We start from the raw sequence: 24,977 nt of genomic DNA, 5'->3' as shown, positions 1-24,977 counted from the left end.
CACCAATGCTCTGTTTACGAGAGTTGGTGTGTCAGTCAATGATGTCATTGCCGAGAAATTTACGCAGCCCATCCAGATCCTTAATTTCCAGTCCTTGCTTCGTTCGCGTTACCAGCCCGGCATCCGTCAGCGCTTTAACCGCCCGCCGATAGACCCGGTCGGTTGTGCCGAATCGCTCAGCTTCCTGGTATTTTTTATGGAAACCATCCATCGGCTGCTTGTTCTGATGCTGGCGATACAGGTCATACGCCACGTTATGTACGATAGGGTAGAGCATCCGGTGCAGGAAGATTTCCAGCATATCCTGATAATCAATCGCCATTGCACTGGCAAAAAATATCGCCAGTCTGGGATGCTGATTCAGCGCTTCTTCCAGACGGTCACAGCTGCACACCGCTACGGTCAGTGGTTCTTCCGCGACGATATCAAGCTGGCAGCGATACCCGGTAAAAAACTCCATTTCACCAAACAGCTGCTCGTCGCATTCCATGGCGCCCAACTGGAATCGGCGACCATTCTCCGCGCTGTAACGCAGCGAAATTCTTCCGGATTGCACCATGATCAGTCGATCGACAACCTGTCCCTGGCGGTATAGATACTCATCTTCCTGGATAATCTGCGTTTCAGAGAGCAGTTCCTGAAATATCTTCTCAATCAAGGCATCATCCTGCTGCCAGATGTTGTGAAAACGACCTTTCGTGAGGGGTTTAAGCTGCATGACTCAACGTCTTATTGTTTAAGATAATTCTTATCTGAGACTGTATGCCATCTGCTGGGCAATGTCATTAAGAGCGCGGGGCGGATAATAAAAGGACCAGCACCATGCTGGTCCTGACACACTAAGGATGGCTGATAAAGCGAGACAGGCGCTGGCGCAGCAGGCGGTTTTCCTGGCGTAACTGAGCGTTCTCCTCCAGCAACGTCAGCGCAACGGCAATCCCTGGCCAGTCAAGTTCCAGCTCCTGACGAAGGCGCACCGCGCGACGCATTACAGTCAGCGCATGATCGTCAAACGTCTCGTCTTCATGGGGTTCTATCACCCCTAAGCCGACAATCTCATGCAGCTCTTCTTCTGACACACCGGTGTACAGACAAAATTCGGTAATGGTAAAAGTGACGGTAACGTTAGCCATTATGCTTTCCCCCACTCTTTGCGCGGATCAAAGGTCTTTTGTGCATCCGCCAGTTGTTGCCACAGGGCGGCACTGGCGTCGTCAGCTTTCGGTGGCATGACTATTTTGATCACCGCATACAAATCGCCGGTATGTTTTTTACTTACCAGACCCTTGCCTTTAATGCGTAGCCGCTGACCGGCCTGGCTGCCTGCAGGAATGGTCAGCAGGATGCTCTCTTTCAGCGTCGGAACGGTTACTTTCGCACCCAGCGCAGCTTCCCACGGCGCGAGGGGAACGACAACTTCCAGATCCTGATTAACGATATCGAACAGCGGATGCGGCGCAATATGAATCACCAGCCACAAATCACCGTTCGGCCCACCGTTTTCGCCGGGGGTGCCCTGGCCTTTCAGACGGATGCGCTGGCCGTTACCGACGCCAGCCGGAATTTTCACATTCAGCGTTTTAGGAATTTCTCGTTCTACCATGCCAAACGCATTGTAGACTGGCAGGTTGTAACTGATAGTGCGGCTATGCTCAGTAAGCGTTTCTTCGAGGAATACGGCAACTTCGATTTCGATGTCGTGCCCGCGGCTGGCAGGGCGCTGGCGCGACTGGTGCGCACGCTGACCAAAAATGGAGGAGAAGATATCGTCGAAATCTTCGGCGCTGTAGCTTTGATTCTCTCCTTGCTGGAATTGACTGCTGAACTGTGGGTCGTTGCGGTGCTGCCACAGCTGGTCGTACTCGGCGCGTCGCTGCTCATCACTCAATACTTCCCAGGCTTCTGCAACCTCTTTAAACCGGGCCTCCGCGTCAGTCTCTTTGCTGACATCAGGATGATATTTACGGGCGAGTCGACGATAGGCGGTCTTGATTGTCTTGAGATCGTCTGTCGGTTTCACGCCCATAATGGCGTAATAATCCTTTAATTCCATAGCGTTCTCTCGTGTAAATCAACACTTGCAGAAGGTGAACCCTGACAACAGGTATCACCGCTAAGTTTAGGGTAATCCTGATAACGGCGAATGCCAACCGGGAAGGGAGGATATTGCGATAAACGATGCAGGCATTGCACCACCAACAGCGCAGTTGAGGTTACGGCATCTGTTGTGTGGTGCGAAAAATGAGATTAGCTAAACATCAGGATTTGCTTATCAGGAAGCGGACCGTATCAGCATAGTTTTGCACGAATGCGTTAAGGTCATCAGACTTCAGTCCTTTTGGATTGATCATATATTTTCCGTTGATAAAAATGGCGGGCACACCGGTTAAATCAACTGCCTTCGCCATTTCTTGCTGCTTAGCGGTCAGTGATTTCACGGCAAAGCTATTCCATGCCGCATCATAATCACTGGCGCTGACGCCCGCGCTGATAAATACGTTACGAATATCGTCCGCTGTTTTAACGGTTTGTTTTTTCTGAACGGCATCAAAAAGCAACGGCTTAACTTTATCTTGTACATTTAACAGCATGGCGACGGACCAGGCGTGGGTCATGTCTTGCCCCAGCGGACCTAAAAAGTCGACGTGGTATTCGGTGAGTTTGACATCTGCAGGCAATACTTTTTTCACGTTATCAGTGATTTCAAAAACTTCATCGTACTGATAACAGGAAGGGCAGTAGAATGAGAAAAACTTCAGCGCCGGCGGTGCGGAAGCGACAGGTTTTTCCAGGGTGATATACTCTTTGCCGTCGGTAAATGATGCTGCCTGAGCGCTAACTGTAAAAAGTAACCCAATCAGGGGTAATAAATATTTTTTCATTTCCATATACTCTAAATAACATTTAATAAACAAATCTTCTGCTAATGAATACGTTATTCATTGCGCCTGGATATAATAATGGAATCTTCTGAAAATACGCTGACCCTTACTTTCATTTACGCATCAGTACGTAGCGGGCATTATTTGTGTGCTGTCATTGAATTATCTACATGCATTCTTCGTAAATAGTGAATGATAACTTGCGTGATATTTTTAGGGGTATTTTAGCAATGTTATAGTGTAATAAAAGAAGAAGTATATGATTAATTATCATTTCGTTTTTAAAGCGTGAATAGCAAGGTATTGCGCTAAGTTCTGCAAATACCCCCGTAGATTTTCTTTTTCTTGTCGTGCGTGAATGAATAGGGTAAGTGTCAGAGATGAGCAACCCAAATGGATATCGCTATGATTGACCACCTGGATCACCTGGTACTAACCACCAATCATGAAGAGGCTTGCGTTCGTTTCTATGTCGAGCTTTTAGGCATGAGGCTGGAAACCTTCGCGCAAGGTCGGAAAGCCTTCGTCTTTGGCAATCAGAAAATCAATCTCCACATTCGGGGAAAAGAGTTTGAACCCAAAGCCTACGCGCCAACGCCGGGGGCGCTGGATTTGTGTTTTATCACCACGCGTACGCTGGAAGAGGTGATGGAGACGTTTCAAACCCACGGAGTCGAGATTATTGAAGGGCCCGTTGCACGTACCGGTGCGACAGGACCTATTCGCTCGGTGTATGTCAGGGATCCCGATCTCAATCTGATTGAAATCGCGGTATATCCAGCAGATAGCAGGACATAACTTTACAGCGTAAAGGTTGCCAAAACCTGGCGAGTGGTTAAGATAACTCGCATCAATGAGTGAGGGTATAATGGCGAAACGTCAACGGATGGGATGGTGGTTCCTCTGTCTGGCATGTGTTGTGGTGATGGTTTGCACCGCACAACGCATGGCGGGCCTGCACGCGTTGCAGATGGATACCGCCGTTACAAGCGTTGCCGCCAGCGCGCAAGTGCAGACCGACGAGGCCTCACCCGTTACCCCTTGTGAACTGAGCGCGAAGTCATTACTGGCTGCGCCACCCGTACTGTTTGAAGGTGCTATTCTGGTGCTGTGCCTGCTGTTGTCGTTGCTGGCGCCAGTGCGGGCGTTTCGCCTACCTTTTTTCCCACCGCGAGCCATTTCGCCGCCCACTCTCCGGGTGCATCTCCGATTTTGCGTCTTCCGTGAATGACAGAACAGCCGTTGCTGACTGTTAGATAATTATTCACGGAGAAAAACTATGATGACTGTTTTCAGACAGGCGTTGCTCTGTCTGTTATTGCTATGGCTGCCCGTATCCTGGGCGGCTGAACCCGGCTGGCTGCGTTCACCCGATAACGATCACGCCAGCGTGCGGTTACGCGCTGATACGTCCGCAGGCGGAGAAACCCGTCTGCTGCTGGATGTCAAACTGGAGGACGGCTGGAAAACCTACTGGCGTTCTCCGGGCGAGGGGGGCGTTGCGCCTGCTATCGCCTGGAAAGGGGAAATGCCTGCGGTCGACTGGTCCTGGCCAACCCCTGCTCGTTTTGAGGTCGCCAATATCACTACCCAGGGGTATCACGATAAGGTGACGTTTCCGATGGTGGTGCGCGGTAGAGCGCCCGCCACGCTCAGCGGCGTTTTGACGCTATCTACCTGTAGCAACGTTTGCCTGTTGACGGATTTTCCTTTTTCCGTGACGCCCACAGCCCAGGACCCGGCTTTTGCACATGATTATGCTCAGGCGATGGGACAGATCCCACTTGCCAGCGGCCTGACCGATACTCTGAGCGCTGGCGCACGGGCGGGAGAGTTAGTCGTCGAGGCTCACCGTGCGGGAGGCTGGACTGCACCGGGGCTGTATCTGGATGCTGTTGATGATACGGATTTTGGCATGCCGCAAATCCATGTTGAGGGGGAGATGTTACGCGCCACGGTACCTGTACATGACGGTTGGGGAGAAGGCGCGCCGGATCTGCGTGGTAAGTCAGTCACGCTGGTGCTGGCAGATAACGGTGTTGCCCAGGAGAGTCGTCTGGCGATTGGCGAAGCCCCGGTTGTTGAGAACGCCTCACTCCCACTGTGGCAAGTGGTGCTCATGGCACTGCTGGGTGGTTTGATCCTCAATCTGATGCCTTGTGTGTTACCGGTTCTCGGCATGAAGCTGGGCTCTATTTTGCTGGTCGAGGAAAAAAGTCGTCGCCAGATCCGTCGTCAGTTCCTCGCATCGGTAGCCGGAATACTGGTCTCGTTTATGGCACTGGCGCTATTGATGACGGTGCTGCGTTTAACCAATCAGGCCCTTGGCTGGGGGATCCAGTTTCAGAATCCATGGTTCATTGGCGTCATGGTACTGGTGATGCTGACGTTCAGCGTCAGCCTGTTCGGGTGGTTTGAATTCCGCCTGCCTTCTGCAATGACCACCACGCTGGCGACTCACGGCGGCAACGGACTGTCGGGACATTTCTGGCAAGGTGCATTTGCGACACTGCTTGCCACGCCGTGCAGTGCCCCGTTTCTGGGAACGGCGGTGGCGGTAGCATTGACCGCTTCGCTGCCGACGTTGTGGGGATTGTTTATCGCACTTGGGCTGGGGATGAGCTTACCGTGGCTGCTGGTGGCCCTGCGTCCCGGTCTGGCGCTGCGTTTGCCGCGACCAGGGCGGTGGATGAATATTTTGCGGCGTCTGCTTGGCGTGATGATGCTGGGTTCGGCTATCTGGCTTGCGACGTTGCTGCTCCCACACTTAGGGTTTAGCGGACAAAGTAGCGCTAAAGAAAGCGTGAACTGGCAACCGCTAAGCGAGCAAGCGATTGAGGATGCGCTGGCACAACATAAGCGCGTGTTCATTGACGTCACAGCCGACTGGTGCATCACCTGTAAGGTAAACAAATACAACGTGTTGCATAAAGAAGACGTACAGGCCGCATTGCAACAGCCGGATGTGGTGGCGCTGCGCGGCGACTGGACACTCCCTTCTGAAGCTATTACCGAATTTCTAAAAAAACGCGGCCAGGTTGCTGTGCCGTATAACCAAATTTATGGCCCCGGTCTGCCAGATGGCCAGGCGTTACCCACGTTGTTAACCCGCGATGCGGTACTGCAAACGTTGAATGATGCCAAAGGAGTAACCCCATGAAAATGATGATTGTTCTGCTGTTAACCTTGTTTTCTGCCGTCAGTATCGCGAAAGAGCCTGCGCCGTTTACCCCGGAACAGGAAAAGCAAATTGAAGCATTAATTCTGGAAGCCTTGTTTAACGATCCCAACAGCCCGCGTATTGGCGCGAAGCAGGCGAAACTGACTCTGATAAACTTCACCGATTACAACTGCCCATACTGCAAGCAGTTGGATCCAATGCTGGAAAAAATTGTGCAGAAATATCCTGAAGTGGCGGTAGTGATTAAACCGCTGCCGTTTAAAGGTGAAAGCTCGGAACTGGCGGCGCGGACCGTGTTGACCACCTGGCATCAGCATCCGCAACAGTTTCTGGCGCTACATGAAAAACTGATGCAGAAGAAGGGCTACCATACCGACGTCAGTATCAAACAGGCGCAGGAAAAATCGGGGGCCAGTCCGGTGACGCTGGATGCCCAAAGTGCTGAAACGCTGAGTACTAACCTGCAACTGGCGAGACTGGTGGGTGTGCAGGGAACTCCCGCAACGATTATTGGTGATGAACTTATTCCCGGTGCGGTGTCGTGGGAAACCCTTGAGGAAGTGGTAAAAGAAAAACTGGCGGCGGCCAATGCTCAGTAAATTGCGCCGCTGGCTGCGCGAAGGGCTGATCTTACTGGCGCTGTTAGCGGGGGCGATGCTGTTGATGGATGCCTGGCGCGCGCCGCAGCTCCCAGCCTCCTTTGACAGCACACCGTTACAAACGCTGGATGGTGAAAACGTCACGCTGGCGGCGCTCAGCAAAGACGAGCCGGTGTTGCTTTATTTCTGGGCGAGCTGGTGCGGCGTATGCCGCTTCACGACGCCGGAAGTCGCCAGGCTGCGTTCGGAAGGGGAAAATGTGATGACCATTGCGTTACGTTCCGGAAATGAAGCTGAGGTATCTCGCTGGCTGTCGCGTAAAGGCGTGGACTTTCCGGTCATCAATGATGCTAACGGGGCCATTTCCCGCAGTTGGGCAATCAGCGTCACGCCCACGCTGGTGGTGATGTCACAAGGTCGGGTGGTATCAACCACCAGCGGCTGGACCAGCTACTGGGGCATGAAACTTCGGTTGTGGTGGGCGAAAACGTTCTGATAAATGTGCCGGGGAAACCCGGCATTTTTTATGACGTCACCCTCGCCAGGAAGGCATATTTCGTTGCCTGACGAAGCAAACACAGTGATTAACGTCCAGAATCAGTCATCTTCTCTTTTCCAGGAAAGTGCAACATGACGAGTTCTTTAGCGTTTGAACCCGCTCTGGTGGTGATGATTACAGCTACATTTGTCCTCGCGGGGATGGTGAAAGGCGTTACGGGTATGGGATTACCCACCGTGGCAATGGGGATCCTCGGATCGCTTATTTCGCCAGTTGCCGCGGCGGCCATGCTGCTATTGCCTTCGCTGATAAGCAATTTGTTCCAGTTTGGCGGTGGTGGAAATACACGCCAATTACTCAAACGACTGTGGCCAATGCTGCTGACAGTGGTAATGGCGACTCTGCTTGCCAGCACCTGGATTACCGGGGGTGACACCACCCGTACCCAGTTTGCGCTCGGCGTGGCGCTGGTGGCCTACGCTATCTGGACGCTGGCGGGAAAGAAAATCGCGGTGGCCCCGCAGCGTGAAAAACCATACTCCCTCGTTATTGGATTTGTGACCGGCTTATTGACCGGCGGAACCGGGGTGTTTGTGATGCCCGCAGTGCCCTGGATCCAGTCCCTCGGCTTTGAGAAAGATGAACTGGTGCAGGCTCTCGGGATCTCTTTTACCTTTTCAACCCTGGCATTGGCGCTGGGTCTGTGGTGGCACAACGCGCTGCCCATACAATCGCTAAGCTTGTCGGCTTTGGCCATTGTTCCTGCACTGATTGGCCAATGGATCGGTACCCGTGTGCGAAAGGTTATTTCTCCGCTCGTGTTTAAACGCTGTTTTCTGTTTTGTCTGATTGGGTTGGGTACAGAGATGATGCTGCGTGCTGTGTGACCGGTGCGGTGACTTTGCGCGACTTTCATGGCATCGTTAATTCAGAGATTCAGGGCCAATGAGGTCGTTATGGCATCCGTGATGTTACATGAAGAAGAGGGCGATCTGGAGTCGAAAATGGCACTCACTGCGGCAGTGATGGCCGATAAATCGCGCTCGCGTATGTTGTGCGCCCTAATGGATGGCTGCGCCTGGACTGCAACTGAGCTCAGCGCGGTGGCGGATATATCCGCATCGACCGCCAGCGCGCATCTGGCGCGTCTGTGCGAACAACGTTTTGTTGTGGCGCTTGCGCAGGGCAGACACCGTTATTTCCGCCTTGCAGGTTCCGATATCGCTGAACTGCTGGAACGCCTGATGGGCGTTGCGTGGGCGACATCAACGCCCCGCAGAATCACTACACCGCCAGGTATGCGCCATGCCCGCACCTGCTACGACCATCTTGCCGGGGAGGTGGCGGTGAGGCTGTTCGATACGCTGGTTTCCCGTCAGTGGTTAACGCCGGATGGTGAAACGCTGACTCCACTTGGCCAGGAAAATCTGGCCCGGATGGGGATTGTTCTTGTCACGGGCTCATCCCGGCGGAAGTTAACCTGCGGTTGTCTGGACTGGAGCGAACGACGTTATCATTCCGGCGGTGTGCTTGGCGCAACGCTGCTGCGCTGGTTTAGCGAACAGCGATGGATAAAAACCGAACCGGGCAGCCGCCACGTCACCTTCACACCTCTTGGCATTCGCAAACTCGAAACCGAGTTCGGTGTTAAAACGACACGCTAGATGGTCTGTTTTGCGAAAGCGTTCCCGGAAATATGTCATATTTCTGTCACACTCTGTTGTGATTGATAACAACAAGAGGTCGTAGGGATGAATAAATCGTTAATCGCCGCAGCCGTGGCAGGGGCTGTATTATTGTCAACCGCCGCGCAGGCGCAGACCGCGCCGGAAGGGTATCAGCTTCAACAAGTATTGATGATGAGTCGGCATAACTTACGTGCACCTTTAGCCAATAATGGCAGCGTTCTTGAGCAGTCCACCCCTAAACAATGGCCAGAATGGGATGTCCCCGGCGGACAACTCACTACTAAAGGCGGTGTGCTGGAAATCTATATGGGCCACTACATGCGAGAGTGGCTGGCAGAGCAGGGGATGGTGAAATCGGGCGAATGCCCGGCACCGAACACGGTCTATACCTATGCTAACAGCCTGCAGCGTACGGTCGCCACGGCGCAGTTCTTTGTCACCGGTGCTTTCCCTGGTTGCGATGTTCCGGTCCATCATCAGGAAAAAATGGGCACCATGGATCCTACCTTTAATCCGGTGATCACCGATGATTCCGCCGTCTTCAGCCAGCAGGCCGTTCAGGCCATGGAGAAAGAGCGTAGTAAAATGCAGCTCAACGATAGCTATCAGTTGCTTGAGCAAATGACCGACTACAAAGACTCTCCGTCCTGCAAAGAAAAACAGCAGTGTTCCCTGACCGATGCCAAAGATACGTTTAGCGCGAAGTACCAGCAGGAGCCAGGCGTTTCGGGGCCGCTGAAGGTGGGAAATTCGCTGGTTGATGCCTTCACGCTGCAATATTACGAAGGCTTCCCGATGGACAAGGTTGCCTGGGGCGAGATTAAATCCGATCAGCAGTGGAAGGTTCTGTCGAAGCTGAAAAACGGCTATCAGGACAGCCTGTTCACCTCCCCTGAAGTGGCGCAGAACGTCGCCAAACCACTGGTGAAATATATTGATAATGCGCTGGTTACTGAACGCGCGAAAGCACCGAAAATAACCGTGCTGGTGGGGCATGATTCAAATATCGCTTCGCTGCTCACCGCGCTGGATTTTAAACCGTACCAACTTCACGATCAGAACGAGCGTACGCCGATTGGCGGGAAGATTGTCTTCCAGCGCTGGCTTGACAGCAATGCAAATCGTGATCTGATGAAAATCGAGTATGTGTATCAGAGCTCGCAGCAGTTGCGTAATGCAGACGTTCTGACGCTGAAATCTCCGGCGCAGCGCGTAACGCTGGAGCTGAAAGGATGTCCGATAGATGCGGATGGTTTTTGCACGATAGATAAGTTCGATAGCGTGCTGAATGAGGCGGCTAAGTAAAAGAAAACTCCCCCGTGTTCGCGGGGGAGTCAGCGCGCTAGACGTTTTTGCGTTCGATAGTCTGTTCACCCCAAAAGAGCGAATCTTTGTCTGTTTTTTCAAAGGCTTTGATGAGTACCTCATCGCTACCTTCTTCCCAAATTTTTTCCGCCAGTTTCTCGTCATAATGCGCGACTTCAAAAATGGCTTCGGCTATTTCCGGCGATGTATTGCGCAGACTTGCCCATTCGCCGACGCGATGGGCTTTCGCTTCTTGAGTTGGCATTCGAATCCTCCTGTTGAAGATTAGCCGTTGAGTTTTACTGCCAGACCTGCGACATATTCACCCTGATAACGGGCGATAGATAATTCTTCCTGACTTGGCTGGCGGGAGCCGTCGCCTCCGGCAATGGTGGTTGCACCGTAAGGGGTACCGCCGCGAACTTGTGAGACATCAAACAGCTCTTGCGCCGCGTAACCGATAGGTACAATCACCATCCCATGGTGGGCAAGCGTAGTCCAGGTTGATGTAATGGTTTGTTCCTGACCGCCGCCGGTTCCCGTTGAGCTGAATACGCTGGCGAGTTTGCCGTACAGGCCGCCAGAGGCCCACAACCCGCCAGTCTGGTCGAGGAAGGTACGCATCTGACCGGACATATTACCAAAGCGCGTGGGGGTACCAAAAATGATGGCGTCGTAATCAGCCAGTTCTTGCGGGGTTGCGACTGGTGCGTTTTGTGTTTTGCCGCCAGCCTTAAGGAAAATCTCGGGCTGCATGGTCTCTGGTACACGCTTAATAATCACTTCTGCGCCATCTACCTTATTTGCGCCTTCTGCGACTGCGTGGGCCATAGTTTCAATGTGTCCGTACATAGAATAATAAAGCACCAGAACTTTTGCCATTTTACACTACTCCTCGAGTTAACCGTGTCCGTAGCGATTCGCTACCTACCTTTAAAGATATGACGTACTGTCAGGAGTGCAAATTTCACAATCACTTCTTTGATTTATAACAATTTTTATAACAACCTGCTTTGTAGCAAAATGATACATATTTAACCGGGTAGAATTCGGTAGTCATAAGAAAGACTTATTGATTTCTTATGGTGATTATTTCTTTGTCACTCCTGATCCTGTTGCAGGATATTACAGTTAGCGTCTGCCCTGGCCACGCTTCACTATGCTTATTCCCACGCAGTTATTTTCAGGGCCTCGCCCGTAACGCTGCGTGAGGTATCACTCCTCAGTACCTATGCAATATGATGTCTAATCAATGACGGAGGTCAGTAATGGCAAACCATCGGGGCGGTTCCGGCAACTTTGCGGAAGACCGCGAAAGAGCATCAGAAGCAGGTCGAAAAGGTGGCCAGCACAGCGGGGGCAACTTCAAGAATGACCCGCAACGCGCTTCAGAGGCAGGCAAAAAAGGGGGCAAAAATAGCCACGGCAACAACAAATCGTAATTGTCGGGCTATCTGTCAGATATGTCGTGACGGCTGAGTGTCAGAGACAGACGTTACGTAGCCACCGCCGCCGGGTCTTTCCGGCGGTTTTTTTTGTCTGCAAGGTTGAACTGTAACAAAACGCAACGCAGACTAATGACATTCAGTTAATCGGGTGTCTCATGTCATTACTTTCTCGTTATTCCTTCTCTGTTAAACCTCAGGAAGCGATCCTCATTGTGATCACCATGTTCTGGGGTGGCACGTTTTTGGCGGTGCAATATGCCGTTACCCTGAGCGGCCCTTTTTTCTTTGTCGGTGTGCGTTTTGCCACTGCCGCGCTGGCGGTCGCGCTTTTGTCGTTACACACACTGCATAAGCTGACGTGGCTGGAAGTCAAAGCTGGGGTTGCAATCGGTATCGCAATTGCGCTGGGCTATAGTCTGCAAACCTGGGGGCTACAGTTTATTCCCAGCAGTAAATCGGCGTTTATTACCGCGATGTACGTACCGTTGGTGCCGCTTTTACAATGGCTGTGCCTGGGGCGCATGCCTGGCCTGATGCCGTGCGTCGGCATTGTGCTGGCCTTTATCGGATTGATTTTTCTTGCCGGACCGGGAGGCAATTTACTGGCCCTGGGCGAAGGCGAGTGGATCACGCTTGCCGGTGCGGTGGCGATTGCGGCAGAAATTATCCTGATTAGCGCGTGGGCGGGAAAAGTGGATGTACGTCGGGTAACGGTAGTGCAACTGGCAACCGCTTCGATAGTGGCGTTTATGGCGATGGGACCGGCCGGAGAGACCGTGCCACCAATGTCTACCGGATTGCTGGTGGTGGCGCTGGGGCTGGGGATTTTTAGCGCGATTATTCAGGTCACCATGAACTGGGCGCAGCGCAGCGTTTCACCGACGCGCGCGACGGTTATTTATACCGGTGAGCCGGTGTGGGCGGGGATCTTTGGCCGTCTGGCGGGTGAACGCTTACCGCTACTTGCATTGCTTGGTGCGGCATTCATTATTGTTGGCGTACTGGTCAGCGAGCTGAAGTTCAAAAAGAAAAAAGCGCTTGGACAAGAGGCGCCGCCGGAATCGCTTTAATTTAACCATTCACCGCGTGATTTGGTATGCTGACGCCCTCACAAGAAGGAGAGGGCGCATGGTCCAACGCGCAGAGAAAAAAACAGGTAAGCGCTCGCAGGCCGTCAGTGCAAAACGCCAGGCCATCTTAACCGCGGCATTAAATATCTTCTCCCAATATGGGATCCACGGCACTCGCCTGGAGCAGGTGGCAGAGCAGGCGGGCGTGTCAAAAACCAATTTACTTTATTACTACCCGTCAAAAGAGGTGCTTTATATCGCCGTTTTACGGCAGATCCTCGACATCTGGCTAGCTCCATTGAAAGCTTTTCGCGAAGACTTTGCACCGCTGGTGGCCATTAAAGAATACATTCGCCTTAAGCTGGAAGTGTCGCGCGATTACCCTCAGGCCTCACGGCTGTTTTGTATGGAGATGCTGGCCGGAGCGCCTTTATTGATGGCAGAACTGGAGGGGGATCTCAAAACGCTAATTGATGAGAAATCCGCGCTGATTGCCGGTTGGATCAAAAGCGGAAAACTGGCTCCGGTCGATCCGCATCATCTTATTTTTATGATTTGGGCTTCAACTCAGCACTACGCCGATTTTGCCCCACAGGTAGAGGCGGTGACGGGCGCAACGCTGCGTGATGAAGCCTTTTTTAACCAAACGGTGGAGAGCGTACAGCGGATGATTATTGAAGGGATCCGCGTGCGTTAACTGGCCGGCGGTAACGGGCAGCTTAAATCGCCTTCTTCACACTGCAAGAGCGAGGCGAGAAACGCTTCGCGCTCGTTGGTCTTATCCGTCAGGCACTGGCTGGAAATCATCGCCTGAACGCTACCGCCTTCGGTACCGGAACTGATTAATGCACAATCTGCATCGCGCAAAGTTATCCATGATATTTGCGCTTTTTTCAGTAAATCGCGCTGGGTTGGGGCGGCGCGCTTTAGCGCATTCTGGTACGTTTCATTAAGTTTGGCGTCGGCCGCCTTATACTGCTCTGCCGCACAGGTGTTCATCTCAATCTGCGTGTTCGCGTTGGCGCAGTCATCCGCCAGCGCCTGGCCGCTCAGCAGCAGCGCTGCACATGTCAGTACGATTCGTTTCATGCTTCCCTCTGGCTTAATAAAAAAAGGCCCCGTTACCGGAGCCTTAATTAACCACAACCTTAGCCGATTGTCATCAGGCTGGCGTTCCCCCCAGCTGCGGCGGTATTGACGCTCAGGGAGCGCTCAATATACAACCTTTCCAGCAGGATATTGCTTTCGCCGCGGGCAAAGCCCTGGACCGACACAATCGCCCCTTCGCGGGCCGCCACTGCTTCACACAGTGCGCGAAGCTGATCGGAATCGCCGTGGAAAATAACCGCATCAAACGGCTGCGTGGCGATGTTGTCCGCTTTGGCAAACTGAATGCGCCCGGAAACCGCGGCTGGCAGGCGTTTTGTCAGGTCGCGATGGAACGTATCATCTGGCCACAGGATTAAGCTACCAACGGAAGTTACAGCGGCAACTTGTACCAGTGCGTCCTGTTCGTCATCGGCGATACACAGCACGCGTTCGCGCGGCAACAGCGTCCAGGTATTGCGCTCGCCGGTGGGTCCTGGCAGCAGGCGTTGCGTTCCAGCCTGCGCCAGTTCACCAAACTGTTGGCAGAGCGCACGCAGTGCTGGACGATCGGTTGCCCATTCGCTAAGCGCTTCCAGCGGCTGAACGAGCGCCGTTTTAAGCTGTGCATCGACCGGGTATTCAGCATCCTGACGGGCAAGCGTAATGCCTAACGCATTTTCCGGACGGTTTGCCAGCAGGCGGTACAGATACAGCGGTCCACCCGCTTTTGGCCCGGTTCCTGACAAGCCTTCGCCACCGAATGGCTGCACTCCGACGACGGCGCCGACCATATTGCGGTTAACGTACAGGTTCCCCACATGTGCCGAACCCGTGACCTGGGCGATGGTTTCATCGATACGGGTGTGCACGCCCAGCGTCAGGCCGTAGCCGGAGGCATTAATTTGCTCAATCAGGCTGCCCAGATTGTTGCGGGTGTAACGCACCACGTGCAGTACCGGACCGAACACCTCTTTTTGCAATTCGTCGAAGCTTTCCAGCTCGATAAGCGTCGGCGCGATAAAGGTACCGGTTTGCCATTCACGCGCATCGTCGCTGTTTTCGCGCACGGCCTGGAACACCGGACGCCCTTTAGCGCGCATGGCCTGAATATGGCGCTCAATATTGGCTTTGGCTTCTTCATCGATAACCGGTCCAATATCGGTGGTCAGACGGCCCGGGTTACCCATGCGACATTCCGCCATCGCGCCACGCAGCATTTTCAGCGTATGGACGGCGACATCGTCCTGCAGACACAGGACGCGAAGCGCGGAGCAGCGCTGTCCGGCGCTGTCAAAGGCAGAAGCCAGAACGTCGACCACGACCTGTTCCGTTAACGCAGAAGAGTCGACGATCATGGCGTTCATCCCGCCGGTTTCGGCGATAAGCGGGATTGGGCGCCCCTGAGCATCGAGGCGGGTCGCGATATTGCGTTGCAACAGCGTGGCGACTTCCGTTGAGCCGGTAAACATGACGCCGCGTACGCGCTCATCGGAAGTGAGCTGTGCCCCGACCGTTTCGCCTTGACCAGGCAACAGTTGCACCACGCCTGGCGGCACACCTGCTTCGAGTAAAATGGCAATACCCTGGGCGGCAATCAGCGGAGTTTGTTCCGCGGGTTTTGCCAACACGCTGTTGCCCGCCGCCAGCGCAGCGGCAATCTGCCCGGTGAAAATGGCCAGCGGGAAGTTCCACGGGCTGATACAGACCACCGGCCCTAACGGACGATGGGTTTCATTATCGAAGTCATCGCGGACCTGACCGGCATAATAGTGCAGGAAGTCAACCGCTTCGCGTACTTCCGCAATGGCGTTGCTGAAGGTTTTGCCTGCTTCGCGCACCAGAATGCCAATTAACTGCTGCATCTGGCCTTCCATCAGAACGGCGGCGCGATGCAAAATAACGGCGCGCTCTTGTGGCGGTGTGGCGAACCAGATCGGCGCGTTATTTACCGCGTTCTGCAATGCCTGTTCCACTTCGCTGTGGGTTGCTTCACGCACGTAACCGACAATGTCTTTCGGTTCGGCCGGGTTGACGACTGGGGTCATTTCACCGTCAGCAACCGGATGTTCGAGCATCGGTTTTGCGTGCCATTTTTGCAGTGCGCTGTTGAGTAGGGCAGAGGACAGCGAGGCCAGACGATGTTCGTTTGCTAAATCCAGACCGCCTGAGTTTTCACGGCCTTTACCGTACAGATCACGCGGCAGGGCAATCTTCGGATGTGGCAGACCAGCCTGGCCTTCCTGCTGCGCCAGTTTTTCAACGGCTTCGACCGGATCGGCTACCAGTTCATCCAGCGGCAGGGTAGTGTCTGCAATGCGATTGACGAATGAAGTGTTGGCGCCGTTTTCCAGCAGACGACGCACCAGATATGCCAGCAGCGTTTCATGCGTGCCTACCGGTGCATAAATGCGGCATGGACGGTTCAGTTTGCCATCGGCAACTTTACCGGTGACCTGCTCATACAGCGGTTCGCCCATACCGTGCAGGCACTGGAACTCGTACTGACCAGGATAGTAGTTTTGACCGGCCAACTGATAAATCGCCGCCAGCGTATGGGCGTTGTGGGTGGCGAACTGCGGGTAGATCAGATTCGGTACCGCAAGCAGTTTTTTCGCACAGGCCAGATAGGAAACGTCGGTGTAGACCTTACGGGTATAGACCGGATAACCTTCCAGACCGTCCATTTGCGCACGTTTGATTTCGCTATCCCAGTAGGCGCCCTTAACCAGACGGATCATCAGGCGACGGCGGCTGCGCGTGGCGAGATCAATCAGGTAGTCGATAACATACGGACAGCGCTTCTGGTAGGCCTGAATAACAAAGCCGATACCGTTCCAGCCCGCCAGTTCAGGTTCAAAGCACAGTTTCTCCAGCAGATCGAGGGAGATCTCCAGTCGGTCGGCCTCTTCAGCATCGATATTGATACCGATGTCGTACTGGCGGGCCAGCAGAGTAAGCGACTTCAGACGCGGATAGAGTTCATCCATCACGCGGTCATACTGCGCGCGACTATAACGCGGATGCAGCGCTGACAGCTTGATAGAAATGCCTGGCCCTTCATAGATGCCGCGACCATTTGAGGCTTTACCAATGGCGTGGATTGCCTGTTGGTACGAAACCATGTAAGCCTGGGCATCGGCGGCAGTCAGAGCCGCTTCGCCCAGCATGTCGTAAGAGTAGCGGAAGCCTTTTTCTTCCAGTTTACGCGCGTTAGCCAGCGCTTCAGCGATAGTCTCTCCGGTGACGAACTGCTCGCCCATCAGGCGCATTGCCATGTCGACACCTTTACGCACCAGTGGTTCACCGCTCTTGCCGATAATACGGTTGAGTGAGCGTGAAAGGCTGGCCTCATTATGCGTAGAAACCAGACGACCGGTAAACAACAGCCCCCAGGTCGCCGCGTTGACGAACAGGGACGGGCTGCGTCCAATGTGCGACTGCCAGTTGCCGTTGCTGATTTTGTCGCGGATTAACGCATCGCGGGTTGCCTTATCGGGAATACGCAGCAGGGCTTCCGCCAGACACATCAGCGCGACGCCTTCCTGTGAAGAAAGGGAGAATTCCTGCAATAAACCTTGTACCATCCCGGCGCGGCCGCTGGCGGTCTTTTGGTTACGCAGTTTGTCAGCCAGATCGTACGCCAGTTTATGCGCTTGCTCGGCGATGGGTTGCGGCAGACGAGCCTGCTCCATCAGCATCGGCACGGCATCGGTTTCGGCTCGGCGGTACGCGGCGGTGATTGCTGCACGGGAAACAGACTGAGGCAGGATCTGTTCGGCAAATTCCAGGAAAGGCTGGTGCGCTTCATTCTGCTGCGTGGTTAACTCCTCACCCTCATTCGCGGCACCCGCCAGCAGGGCCGGCAGTTCAGGAAGCGCGTCGTCATTTTCCAGTCTTTCGAGATAATTAAAGATGGCTTGCTTGATCAGCCAATGTGGCGTGCGATCGATTCGTGATGCTGCTGTTTTAATACGCTCGCGAGTGGCGTCATCCAGTTTAACCCCCATCGTGGTGGTTCCCATGCCGTTTACTCCTGTTGTACTGAAATACGGGGCTGATAGTTACCGAGAAATATCCACTATGTTGCAACTTTGTGCAACCGTGTTAAATGTGACTTGGTTTGCAAGCTTGGAAATGAATGAAATGTTAATAAATATGAGTCTTATGATGTGGGCTGTAAAAATTACAGAATCTTTTTCTCTGCGGTAGTTAACACTTTTAAAAGGTGCAACCGAAAAAAATGTGAGAGAGTGCAACCTACAGAAAAATGCTATCTACTCTGGATCAAATTTGATGTAAATGGTGTGTTAAATCGATTGTGAATAACCATCGCTTCCGGCAGGATACGGTCGCCCTGGTCAACATAGATATCTTTGCCACGTTCCGGCAGGGTAATAAAACGGCAAGCCACGGCATTGCTGATACATAATTTTGGAGAGTTTTGATGGCTATTAGCACACCGATGTTAGTGACATTCTGTGTCTATATTTTCGGCATGATATTGATAGGGTTTATTGCATGGCGTTCAACCAAAAACTTTGACGATTACATTCTGGGTGGACGCAGTCTGGGTCCATTCGTGACCGCGTTATCTGCCGGGGCATCTGACATGAGCGGCTGGTTGCTGATGGGGTTGCCCGGCGCGATTTTCCTGTCGGGGATTTCAGAAAGCTGGATCGCCATCGGCCTTATTTTGGGCGCATGGATCAACTGGAAGCTGGTGGCCGGACGTTTACGTGTACATACCGAATACAATAACAATGCGCTGACGTTACCGGATTACTTTACCGGTCGCTTTGAAGATAAAAGCCGAATTTTGCGTATTATCTCTGCGCTGGTTATTTTGCTGTTTTTCACCATCTATTGTGCTTCAGGGATTGTGGCAGGGGCGCGTCTGTTTGAAAGCACCTTTGGCATGAGCTATGAAACAGCGCTGTGGGCAGGGGCGGCCGCGACGATCATTTATACCTTTATTGGTGGTTTCCTGGCGGTTAGCTGGACCGATACCGTCCAGGCCAGCCTGATGATCTTTGCTCTGATCCTGACGCCGGTAATGGTCATTATTGGCGTGGGTGGATTTGAAGATTCGCTGGAAGTGATTAAACAAAAGAGCATTGAGAACGTGGACATGTTCAAAGGGCTGAATTTTGTTGCCATCATTTCTTTGATGGGCTGGGGTCTGGGCTACTTTGGCCAGCCGCATATTCTGGCGCGCTTTATGGCAGCAGATTCCCACCATAGCATCGTTCATGCTCGCCGTATCAGTATGACCTGGATGATCCTGTGCCTGGCAGGTGCCGTGGCCGTGGGCTTCTTTGGTATTGCTTACTTTAACAACAACCCACAGCTTGCCGGTGCTGTTAACCAGAACGCCGAGCGCGTATTTATTGAACTGGCGCAAATCCTGTTCAACCCGTGGATTGCTGGTATTCTGCTGTCTGCGATCCTCGCTGCGGTTATGTCGACCTTGAGCTGCCAGCTGCTGGTGTGCTCCAGCGCAATCACCGAAGATTTGTACAAAGCGTTCCTGCGTAAAAATGCCAGCCAGAAAGAGCTGGTATGGATTGGTCGCATCATGGTGCTGGTCGTGGCGCTGGTGTCTATCGCGCTGGCGGCGAACCCGGAGAACCGCGTGCTGGGTCTGGTAAGCTACGCCTGGGCGGGCTTCGGCGCGGCGTTTGGTCCGGTGGTTCTGTTCTCGGTAATGTGGTCGCGTATGACCCGCAACGGCGCGCTGGCAGGGATGATCATCGGTGCGGTGACGGTAATCGTCTGGAAGCAGTTTGCCTGGTTGGGTCTGTATGAAATCATCCCGGGCTTTGTTTTCGGCAGCATCGGTATTGTGGTCTTCAGCCTGTTGGGTAAAGCGCCTTCAACTGCTATGCAGCAACGTTTTGCCGAGGCTGATGCGCATTATCACTCAGCTCCGCCATCGCGTTTACAGGCAGAATAATCTGCCTCTGTCTTCAAGCCCGCCGCGTGCGGGCTTTTTTATTGCTTCCGTTGTAAACCTGCTATAACCGTTACCTGCCTAACCTTTTACATTCAGTCATCATTCTCAAAACATTCTGCTTGAGTTTTTCTTTCCTGTAATGATAATCACTATCACTGTAATTTACTTTTCTTTTCATCAATTGACTGAGAATAACGTTTAAGGGTTCTTCGCATGTTTGTTCCATTTCTAATTATGTTGCGCGAAGGGTTAGAGGCCGCGCTGATTGTCAGCCTGATTGCCAGCTACCTGAAACGGACTCAGCGTGGTCGATGGATTGGTGTGATGTGGATTGGTGTTCTGCTGGCGGCGGCGTTATGCCTGGCGTTAGGGATTTTCATCAACGAAACCACCGGTGAATTTCCGCAAAAAGAACAGGAGCTGTTTGAAGGCATCGTGGCGGTCATTGCCGTGGTGATCCTCACCTGGATGGTGTTCTGGATGCGTAAAGTTTCGCGCAACGTCAAAGTCCAGCTTGAACAGGCTGTCGATAACGCGTTGCAGCGTGGCAACCATCACGGCTGGGCGCTGGTGATGATGGTCTTTTTTGCTGTTGCCCGTGAAGGGCTGGAGTCGGTGTTCTTCCTGCTGGCAGCATTCCAGCAGGATGTAGGTATCTGGCCGCCGTTAGGCGCGATGCTGGGACTGGCTACCGCGGTGGTACTGGGTTACCTGATTTACCTCGGCGGCATTCGCCTCAATCTCGGGGCATTTTTCAAATGGACCAGCCTGTTCATTTTGCTGGTGGCTGCCGGTCTTGCTGCTGGGGCAATCCGTGCTTTCCACGAAGCTGGGTTGTGGAATCATTTTCAGGATGTGGCGTTTGACCTGAGCAGCGTGCTGTCGACGCATTCGCTGTTTGGCACATTGATGGAAGGCATTTTCGGCTATCAGGAAGCGCCAAGCGTTAGTGAAGTCGCTGTCTGGTTTATCTACCTGATTCCGGCGTTGATTATGTTTGCGTTACCGCCGCGTTCAGGCACTACGGCATCGCGTACCGCACCTTGATAAAAACGCGATGCAGAATACTTTTTAGTTACAACATACTTATTTATAGGGATAGGTTATGACGTTTAATTTTCGCCGTAGTGCGCTGCAGCTAGGTATCGCCGCGCTGTTTGCCTCCGCTTTTAATGCACAAGCTGCCGATATTCCGCAGGTGAAAGTCACGGTTAACGACAAACAATGTGAACCGATGACTATCACGGTTAATGCAGGGAAAACGCAGTTCATCATCCAGAACCATAGCCAGAAAGCGCTGGAGTGGGAGATCCTCAAAGGCGTTATGGTGGTTGAAGAACGCGAAAACATTGCACCGGGCTTTAGCCAGAAAATGACCGCTAACCTCCAGCCTGGCGAATATGATATGACCTGCGGCCTGTTGACTAACCCGAAAGGCAAACTGATCGTAAAAGGTAGCGCAACGGCGGATGCCGCGCAAAGCGATGCTCTGCTGAGTCTGAGCGGCGCGATTACCGAATACAAAGCCTATGTGACAGCCGAAACCGCGCAGTTGGTTGCGGGCACCAAAGCCTTTACCGATGCGATTAAAGCTGGCGATCTGGAAAAAGCGAAATCGCTGTATGCGCCAACCCGTCAGCATTATGAGCGTATTGAACCGATTGCTGAACTGTTCTCCGATCTCGATGGCAGCATCGATGCACGTGAAGATGATTATGAGCAAAAAGCCGCCGATCCTAAATTCACCGGCTTCCACCGCCTGGAGAAAGCGCTGTTTGGCGACAATACCACCAAAGGTATGGATAAGTACGCCGACCAATTAAACAGCGATGTTCTTGACCTGCAAACGCGTATTAGCGAGCTGGCTTTCCCACCGTCTAAAGTTGTTGGCGGGGCAGCAGGACTGATTGAAGAAGTTGCTGCCAGCAAAATCAGTGGGGAAGAAGATCGCTATAGCCATACCGATCTGTGGGATTTCCAGGCCAACGTCGATGGTGCGCAGAAAATTGTCGATCTCCTGCGTCCTCAGTTGCAAAAATCCAATGCTGAACTGCTTGCGAAGGTGGATGCGAACTTCAAAAAGGTCGATACCATTCTGAGCAAGTACCGTACCAAAGACGGCTTTGAAACCTATGACAAACTGACTGATGCCGATCGTAATGCACTGAAAGGGCCAATCACGACGCTGGCGGAAGATTTGTCGCAATTACGCGGTGTTCTGGGTCTGGACTAAGCACTATGCAGCAAGATAATGAAAACGGCGTGAGCGAACCTTCACGCCGACGTTTACTGAAAGGGATGGGCGCCCTGGGTGGGGCGCTGGCGCTGGCGCTGGCGGGTGGGTGTCCGGTTGCCCACGCGCAAAAATCACAAAGCGCGCCGGGCACGTTGTCTCCGGATGCACGTAGTGAAGCGCAGCCGTTTTATGGTCAGCATCAGGCGGGGATCCTGACGCCGCAGCAGGCATCAATGATGCTGGTGGCATTCGATGTTCTCGCCAGCGATAAGGCCGATCTTGAGCGGTTATTCCGGTTGCTGACCAGCCGGTTTGCGTTTCTGACCACCGGTGGACCGGCGCCGGATACGCCGAATCCGCGTCTCCCCCCTATGGATTCAGGTATCCTCGGCGCATACATTGCGCCAGACAACCTGACGATGACGTTGTCAGTCGGCTCCTCGCTGTTTGATGAACGCTATGGCCTGAAATCGCAGATGCCGAAAAAGCTGCAAAAAATGACCCGTTTCCCGAATGATTCGCTGGATGCGGCGCTGTGCCATGGCGATGTGCTGCTGCAGATTTGTGCCAACACCCAGGACACCGTCATCCACGCGTTGCGCGATATCATTAAACATACACCCGATCTCCTTAGCGTGCGCTGGAAACGTGAAGGTTTTATTTCCGACCACGCCGCACGTAGTAAAGGCAAAGAGACCCCGGTCAATTTGCTTGGCTTTAAAGACGGCACCGCGAATCCGGACGCTACGGATGCGAAGTTGATGCAAGACGTGGTGTGGGTTACGGACGGGCAGGGCGAGCCTGACTGGGCACAAGGCGGTAGCTATCAGGCCGTCAGGCTCATTCAGTTTCGCGTTGAGTTCTGGGATCGTACGCCGCTGAAAGAGCAGCAAACGATTTTTGGTCGCGATAAACACACCGGCGCGCCGCTGGGTATGCAGCATGAGCATGATGTGCCTGACTATGCCAGCGATCCTGAAGGCGAGGTGATTGCGCTCGACAGCCATATCCGTCTCGCAAATCCGCGTACGAAAGAGACCGACTCCAGCCTGATGATGCGTCGTGGCTACAGTTATTCGCTCGGTGTGACTAATTCCGGTCAACTGGATATGGGGCTGTTGTTTGTCTGCTATCAACACGATCTGGAAAAAGGTTTTTTGACAGTGCAGAAACGTCTGAACGGTGAAGCGCTGGAAGAATATGTCAAACCGATTGGTGGGGGATATTTCTTTGCTTTGCCGGGTGTTAAAACTGCAGACAATTATCTGGGACAGTCTCTGCTTGAAGCCTGATGATTATGCCCCGCAGTACAGCGGGGTTTTTCCTGACATCTTGATGAAGGAACAAACTATTTTTTATGATCGGTATGCGACTGAAATAATTCTGTCATCTCTCTGCAAGAGACTGTCTCTGGTGATAAGATAGAATTTAAGTTAACAGTAAGTAAAAATATTGTTGCATTAGCGAAAGGTTATGATGTACTTATAAGTAATAGCGGTAGTTCCCGGCGGTGATTGTCATTCACTATGGAGATCGCGAATGGAAAAGTCCTTTATTGGACACGTTTTTCACAGTAACAGCAGTACCTTACGCGGACGTTTCTCTTCCGGTAGCCTCCTCGTCACCGCTAAATCTCTCTCTTATTCACTTCTTATCTTCGCAACTGACGCCCTGTACGGTGCGCGTAGCTGTGCGTGGCGTCTTATCCGAAAGCAAGCAATGGCTTACAAGGAAGCCAACCCTCAGATGTTCGTGCGCATAATCGTGCCGCCAACGGCGCGTGTGATGTATACCTACAACTCAAGGTGCTATCCATGGGAAGACAAAAAGCAGTGATCAAAGCTCGTCGTGAAGCAAAACGTGTGCTGAGGCGGGATTCGCGTAGCCATAAGCAACGTGAAGATGAATCGGTCACCTCGCTTGTGCAGATGGGCGGCGTAGAAGCGATTGGTATGGCGCGTGACAGTCGCGACGCCTCGCCAATCACGGCGCGGAATGAAGCTCAGGCGCACTACCTGAATGCTATCGAGAGTAAACAGCTGATCTTCGCCACCGGTGAAGCCGGGTGTGGTAAAACCTGGATCAGCGCGGCAAAAGCAGCAGAGGCCCTGATCCATAAAGATGTGGACAGGATCATTGTAACCCGTCCAGTTCTGCAAGCTGATGAAGACCTCGGCTTCTTACCTGGAGATGTTTCCGAGAAGTTTGCTCCCTATTTTCGCCCCGTGTATGACGTGCTTGTCAAACGGCTGGGAGCCTCCTTCATGCAATATTGCCTGCGACCTGAGATTGGTAAGGTGGAAATCGCGCCGTTCGCCTATATGCGTGGACGTACATTTGAAAATGCAGTGGTCATTCTTGACGAGGCTCAGAACGTCACTGCTGCGCAAATGAAGATGTTTTTGACCCGCCTCGGGGAGAATGTGACGGTGATTGTGAATGGGGATGTGACCCAGTGCGATCTACCAGCGCACGTTCGCTCAGGGCTTAGCGATGCGCTGGCCCGTTTCGAAGAAGATGAGATGGTTGGGATTGTTCGTTTCAATAAAGACGATTGCGTCCGCTCTGCGCTCTGTCAGCGGACGCTCAACGCTTACAACTGATATGTACTCCGTCTTCAAGGCCCGGGAAACCGGGCTTTGTTGTTTGACGCCAGTACATGACCGGTCGGGGCTTCTCATCCCCCCGCAGATGTGCAACATGCGAAAAAAAAAGCCCGTACTTTCGTACGAGCTCTTCTTAAAATATGGCGGTGAGGGGGGATTGACTCGCTTTGCTCGCCCCTGCGGGGCAGCCCGTTCGCTGCGCTCCCGGTCTGTCCAACTGGCTGCGCCAGTAGTCGAACCCCGGTCGGGGCTTCTCATCCCCCTGCAGATGTGCAACATGCGAAAATAAAAGCCCGTACTTTCGTACGAGCTCTTCTTAAAATATGGCGGTGAGGGGGGGCTTGACTCGCTTTGCTCGCCCCTGCGGGGCAGCCCGTTCGCTGCGCTCCCGGTCTGTCCAACTGGCTGCGCCAGTAGTCGA

General features: G+C 53.1%; 25 protein-coding genes. 17 read left to right on the top strand and 8 right to left on the bottom strand.

The annotated features are described in order from the left end of the window. Nucleotides 1–31: 31 nt before the first annotated feature. From OGX94_RS23440 to dsbA, 4 genes are all read right to left on the bottom strand, one after another. Complete coding sequence (locus OGX94_RS23440) at nucleotides 32–718, bottom strand: Crp/Fnr family transcriptional regulator (RefSeq protein WP_003832031.1); 687 nt, start codon at nucleotides 716–718, stop codon at nucleotides 32–34. 121 nt (nucleotides 719–839) lie between these two features. After that, nucleotides 840–1,133 (bottom strand): chaperone modulator CbpM, encoded by a 294-nt coding sequence (gene cbpM, locus OGX94_RS23435; RefSeq protein ID WP_003832033.1) that lies wholly within the window; start codon nucleotides 1,131–1,133, stop codon nucleotides 840–842. Then, nucleotides 1,133–2,053, bottom strand: a complete 921-nt coding sequence (gene cbpA / locus OGX94_RS23430) for a curved DNA-binding protein (protein WP_257661580.1) — start codon at nucleotides 2,051–2,053, stop codon at nucleotides 1,133–1,135. The genes cbpM and cbpA overlap by 1 nt, the downstream gene beginning before the upstream one ends. Before the next feature lie 205 nt (nucleotides 2,054–2,258). After that, nucleotides 2,259–2,882, bottom strand: a complete 624-nt coding sequence (gene dsbA / locus OGX94_RS23425; protein ID WP_126318536.1) for a thiol:disulfide interchange protein DsbA — start codon at nucleotides 2,880–2,882, stop codon at nucleotides 2,259–2,261. Nucleotides 2,883–3,275: 393 nt separating this feature from the next. On the opposite strand from dsbA, the gene OGX94_RS23420 reads away from it, so the two are divergent. From OGX94_RS23420 to agp, 8 genes are all read left to right on the top strand, one after another. Continuing rightward, nucleotides 3,276–3,680, top strand: a complete 405-nt coding sequence (locus OGX94_RS23420; protein WP_003832040.1) for a VOC family protein — start codon at nucleotides 3,276–3,278, stop codon at nucleotides 3,678–3,680. 70 nt (nucleotides 3,681–3,750) lie between these two features. Next, nucleotides 3,751–4,113 carry a hypothetical protein gene (locus OGX94_RS23415; protein ID WP_003832041.1) on the top strand — a complete coding sequence of 121 codons (363 nt, stop codon included), beginning with the start codon at nucleotides 3,751–3,753 and terminating at the stop codon, nucleotides 4,111–4,113. Nucleotides 4,114–4,161: 48 nt separating this feature from the next. Continuing rightward, nucleotides 4,162–6,042: a cytochrome c biogenesis protein CcdA gene (locus OGX94_RS23410; RefSeq protein WP_257661581.1), complete on the top strand. Its 1,881-nt coding sequence runs from the start codon at nucleotides 4,162–4,164 to the stop codon at nucleotides 6,040–6,042. Then, entirely contained in the window at nucleotides 6,039–6,662 is a 624-nt protein-coding gene (locus OGX94_RS23405) for a DsbA family protein (protein ID WP_257661582.1), read from the top strand. The genes OGX94_RS23410 and OGX94_RS23405 overlap by 4 nt, the downstream gene beginning before the upstream one ends. Beyond that, nucleotides 6,652–7,158, top strand: coding sequence for a protein disulfide oxidoreductase (locus OGX94_RS23400; protein ID WP_003832045.1), 507 nt, complete (start codon nucleotides 6,652–6,654; stop codon nucleotides 7,156–7,158). The genes OGX94_RS23405 and OGX94_RS23400 overlap by 11 nt, the downstream gene beginning before the upstream one ends. Nucleotides 7,159–7,292: 134 nt before the next feature. Further along, nucleotides 7,293–8,048, top strand: a complete 756-nt coding sequence (locus OGX94_RS23395) for a sulfite exporter TauE/SafE family protein (RefSeq protein WP_197385074.1) — start codon at nucleotides 7,293–7,295, stop codon at nucleotides 8,046–8,048. A 69-nt stretch (nucleotides 8,049–8,117) separates the two neighbouring features. Beyond that, nucleotides 8,118–8,825: an ArsR/SmtB family transcription factor gene (locus OGX94_RS23390; RefSeq protein WP_257661583.1), complete on the top strand. Its 708-nt coding sequence runs from the start codon at nucleotides 8,118–8,120 to the stop codon at nucleotides 8,823–8,825. Between the two features lie 87 nt (nucleotides 8,826–8,912). After that, entirely contained in the window at nucleotides 8,913–10,154 is a 1,242-nt protein-coding gene (agp, locus tag OGX94_RS23385; RefSeq protein ID WP_286570031.1) for a bifunctional glucose-1-phosphatase/inositol phosphatase, read from the top strand. 37 nt (nucleotides 10,155–10,191) lie between these two features. On the opposite strand, the gene OGX94_RS23380 is transcribed toward agp, so the two are convergent. Then, complete coding sequence (locus OGX94_RS23380) at nucleotides 10,192–10,419, bottom strand: YccJ family protein (protein ID WP_003036015.1); 228 nt, start codon at nucleotides 10,417–10,419, stop codon at nucleotides 10,192–10,194. Nucleotides 10,420–10,439: 20 nt separating this feature from the next. Further along, nucleotides 10,440–11,036 (bottom strand): NAD(P)H:quinone oxidoreductase, encoded by a 597-nt coding sequence (gene wrbA, locus OGX94_RS23375; RefSeq protein WP_003832057.1) that lies wholly within the window; start codon nucleotides 11,034–11,036, stop codon nucleotides 10,440–10,442. A gap of 386 nt (nucleotides 11,037–11,422) precedes the next feature. Here wrbA and OGX94_RS23370 point away from each other — a divergent pair, with 386 nt between their 5' ends. The 3 genes from OGX94_RS23370 (at nucleotide 11,423) to rutR (ending at nucleotide 13,369) form a co-directional block, all read left to right on the top strand. After that, nucleotides 11,423–11,596, top strand: a complete 174-nt coding sequence (locus OGX94_RS23370) for a con-10 family general stress protein (protein WP_003036022.1) — start codon at nucleotides 11,423–11,425, stop codon at nucleotides 11,594–11,596. Between the two features lie 161 nt (nucleotides 11,597–11,757). Then, entirely contained in the window at nucleotides 11,758–12,672 is a 915-nt protein-coding gene (locus tag OGX94_RS23365; RefSeq protein WP_003832060.1) for a DMT family transporter, read from the top strand. Between the two features lie 58 nt (nucleotides 12,673–12,730). Next, nucleotides 12,731–13,369, top strand: a complete 639-nt coding sequence (gene rutR / locus OGX94_RS23360) for an HTH-type transcriptional regulator RutR (protein ID WP_003036026.1) — start codon at nucleotides 12,731–12,733, stop codon at nucleotides 13,367–13,369. Here rutR and OGX94_RS23355 read toward each other — a convergent pair. Both OGX94_RS23355 and putA read right to left on the bottom strand, forming a co-directional pair. Further along, complete coding sequence (locus OGX94_RS23355; RefSeq protein ID WP_032936250.1) at nucleotides 13,366–13,761, bottom strand: lysozyme inhibitor LprI family protein; 396 nt, start codon at nucleotides 13,759–13,761, stop codon at nucleotides 13,366–13,368. The genes rutR and OGX94_RS23355 overlap by 4 nt on opposite strands. A gap of 59 nt (nucleotides 13,762–13,820) precedes the next feature. Beyond that, the gene (putA, locus tag OGX94_RS23350; RefSeq protein ID WP_257661584.1) at nucleotides 13,821–17,783 is read right to left on the bottom strand and encodes a trifunctional transcriptional regulator/proline dehydrogenase/L-glutamate gamma-semialdehyde dehydrogenase; all 3,963 of its coding nucleotides are present in this window, start codon (nucleotides 17,781–17,783) and stop codon (nucleotides 13,821–13,823) included. A gap of 422 nt (nucleotides 17,784–18,205) precedes the next feature. Between putA and putP the strand changes: the two genes are divergently transcribed. The 6 genes from putP to phoH all read left to right on the top strand — a co-directional run bounded on the left by putP (nucleotide 18,206) and on the right by phoH (nucleotide 24,553). Continuing rightward, nucleotides 18,206–19,714: a sodium/proline symporter PutP gene (gene putP, locus OGX94_RS23345; protein WP_032936247.1), complete on the top strand. Its 1,509-nt coding sequence runs from the start codon at nucleotides 18,206–18,208 to the stop codon at nucleotides 19,712–19,714. Nucleotides 19,715–19,927: 213 nt separating this feature from the next. Further along, on the top strand, nucleotides 19,928–20,761 hold the full coding sequence (efeU, locus tag OGX94_RS23340) for an iron uptake transporter permease EfeU (protein WP_003036041.1): 834 nt from the start codon (nucleotides 19,928–19,930) through the stop codon (nucleotides 20,759–20,761). 58 nt (nucleotides 20,762–20,819) lie between these two features. Next, nucleotides 20,820–21,947: an iron uptake system protein EfeO gene (efeO, locus tag OGX94_RS23335; protein WP_003832073.1), complete on the top strand. Its 1,128-nt coding sequence runs from the start codon at nucleotides 20,820–20,822 to the stop codon at nucleotides 21,945–21,947. A 5-nt stretch (nucleotides 21,948–21,952) separates the two neighbouring features. After that, entirely contained in the window at nucleotides 21,953–23,242 is a 1,290-nt protein-coding gene (efeB, locus tag OGX94_RS23330; protein WP_257661586.1) for an iron uptake transporter deferrochelatase/peroxidase subunit, read from the top strand. 247 nt (nucleotides 23,243–23,489) lie between these two features. Then, nucleotides 23,490–23,786, top strand: a complete 297-nt coding sequence (locus tag OGX94_RS23325; RefSeq protein WP_257661587.1) for a hypothetical protein — start codon at nucleotides 23,490–23,492, stop codon at nucleotides 23,784–23,786. Then, a complete protein-coding gene (gene phoH / locus OGX94_RS23320) occupies nucleotides 23,765–24,553 on the top strand; it encodes a phosphate starvation-inducible protein PhoH (RefSeq protein WP_003832078.1) in 789 nt (262 codons plus the stop codon). The genes OGX94_RS23325 and phoH overlap by 22 nt, the downstream gene beginning before the upstream one ends. Nucleotides 24,554–24,977 lie beyond the last annotated feature (424 nt).

This window comes from Citrobacter sp. Cpo037, assembly GCF_030332945.1.
Lineage (GTDB): Bacteria > Pseudomonadota > Gammaproteobacteria > Enterobacterales > Enterobacteriaceae > Citrobacter > Citrobacter portucalensis.
This window is presented reverse-complemented; position numbering and strand designations above follow the sequence as displayed.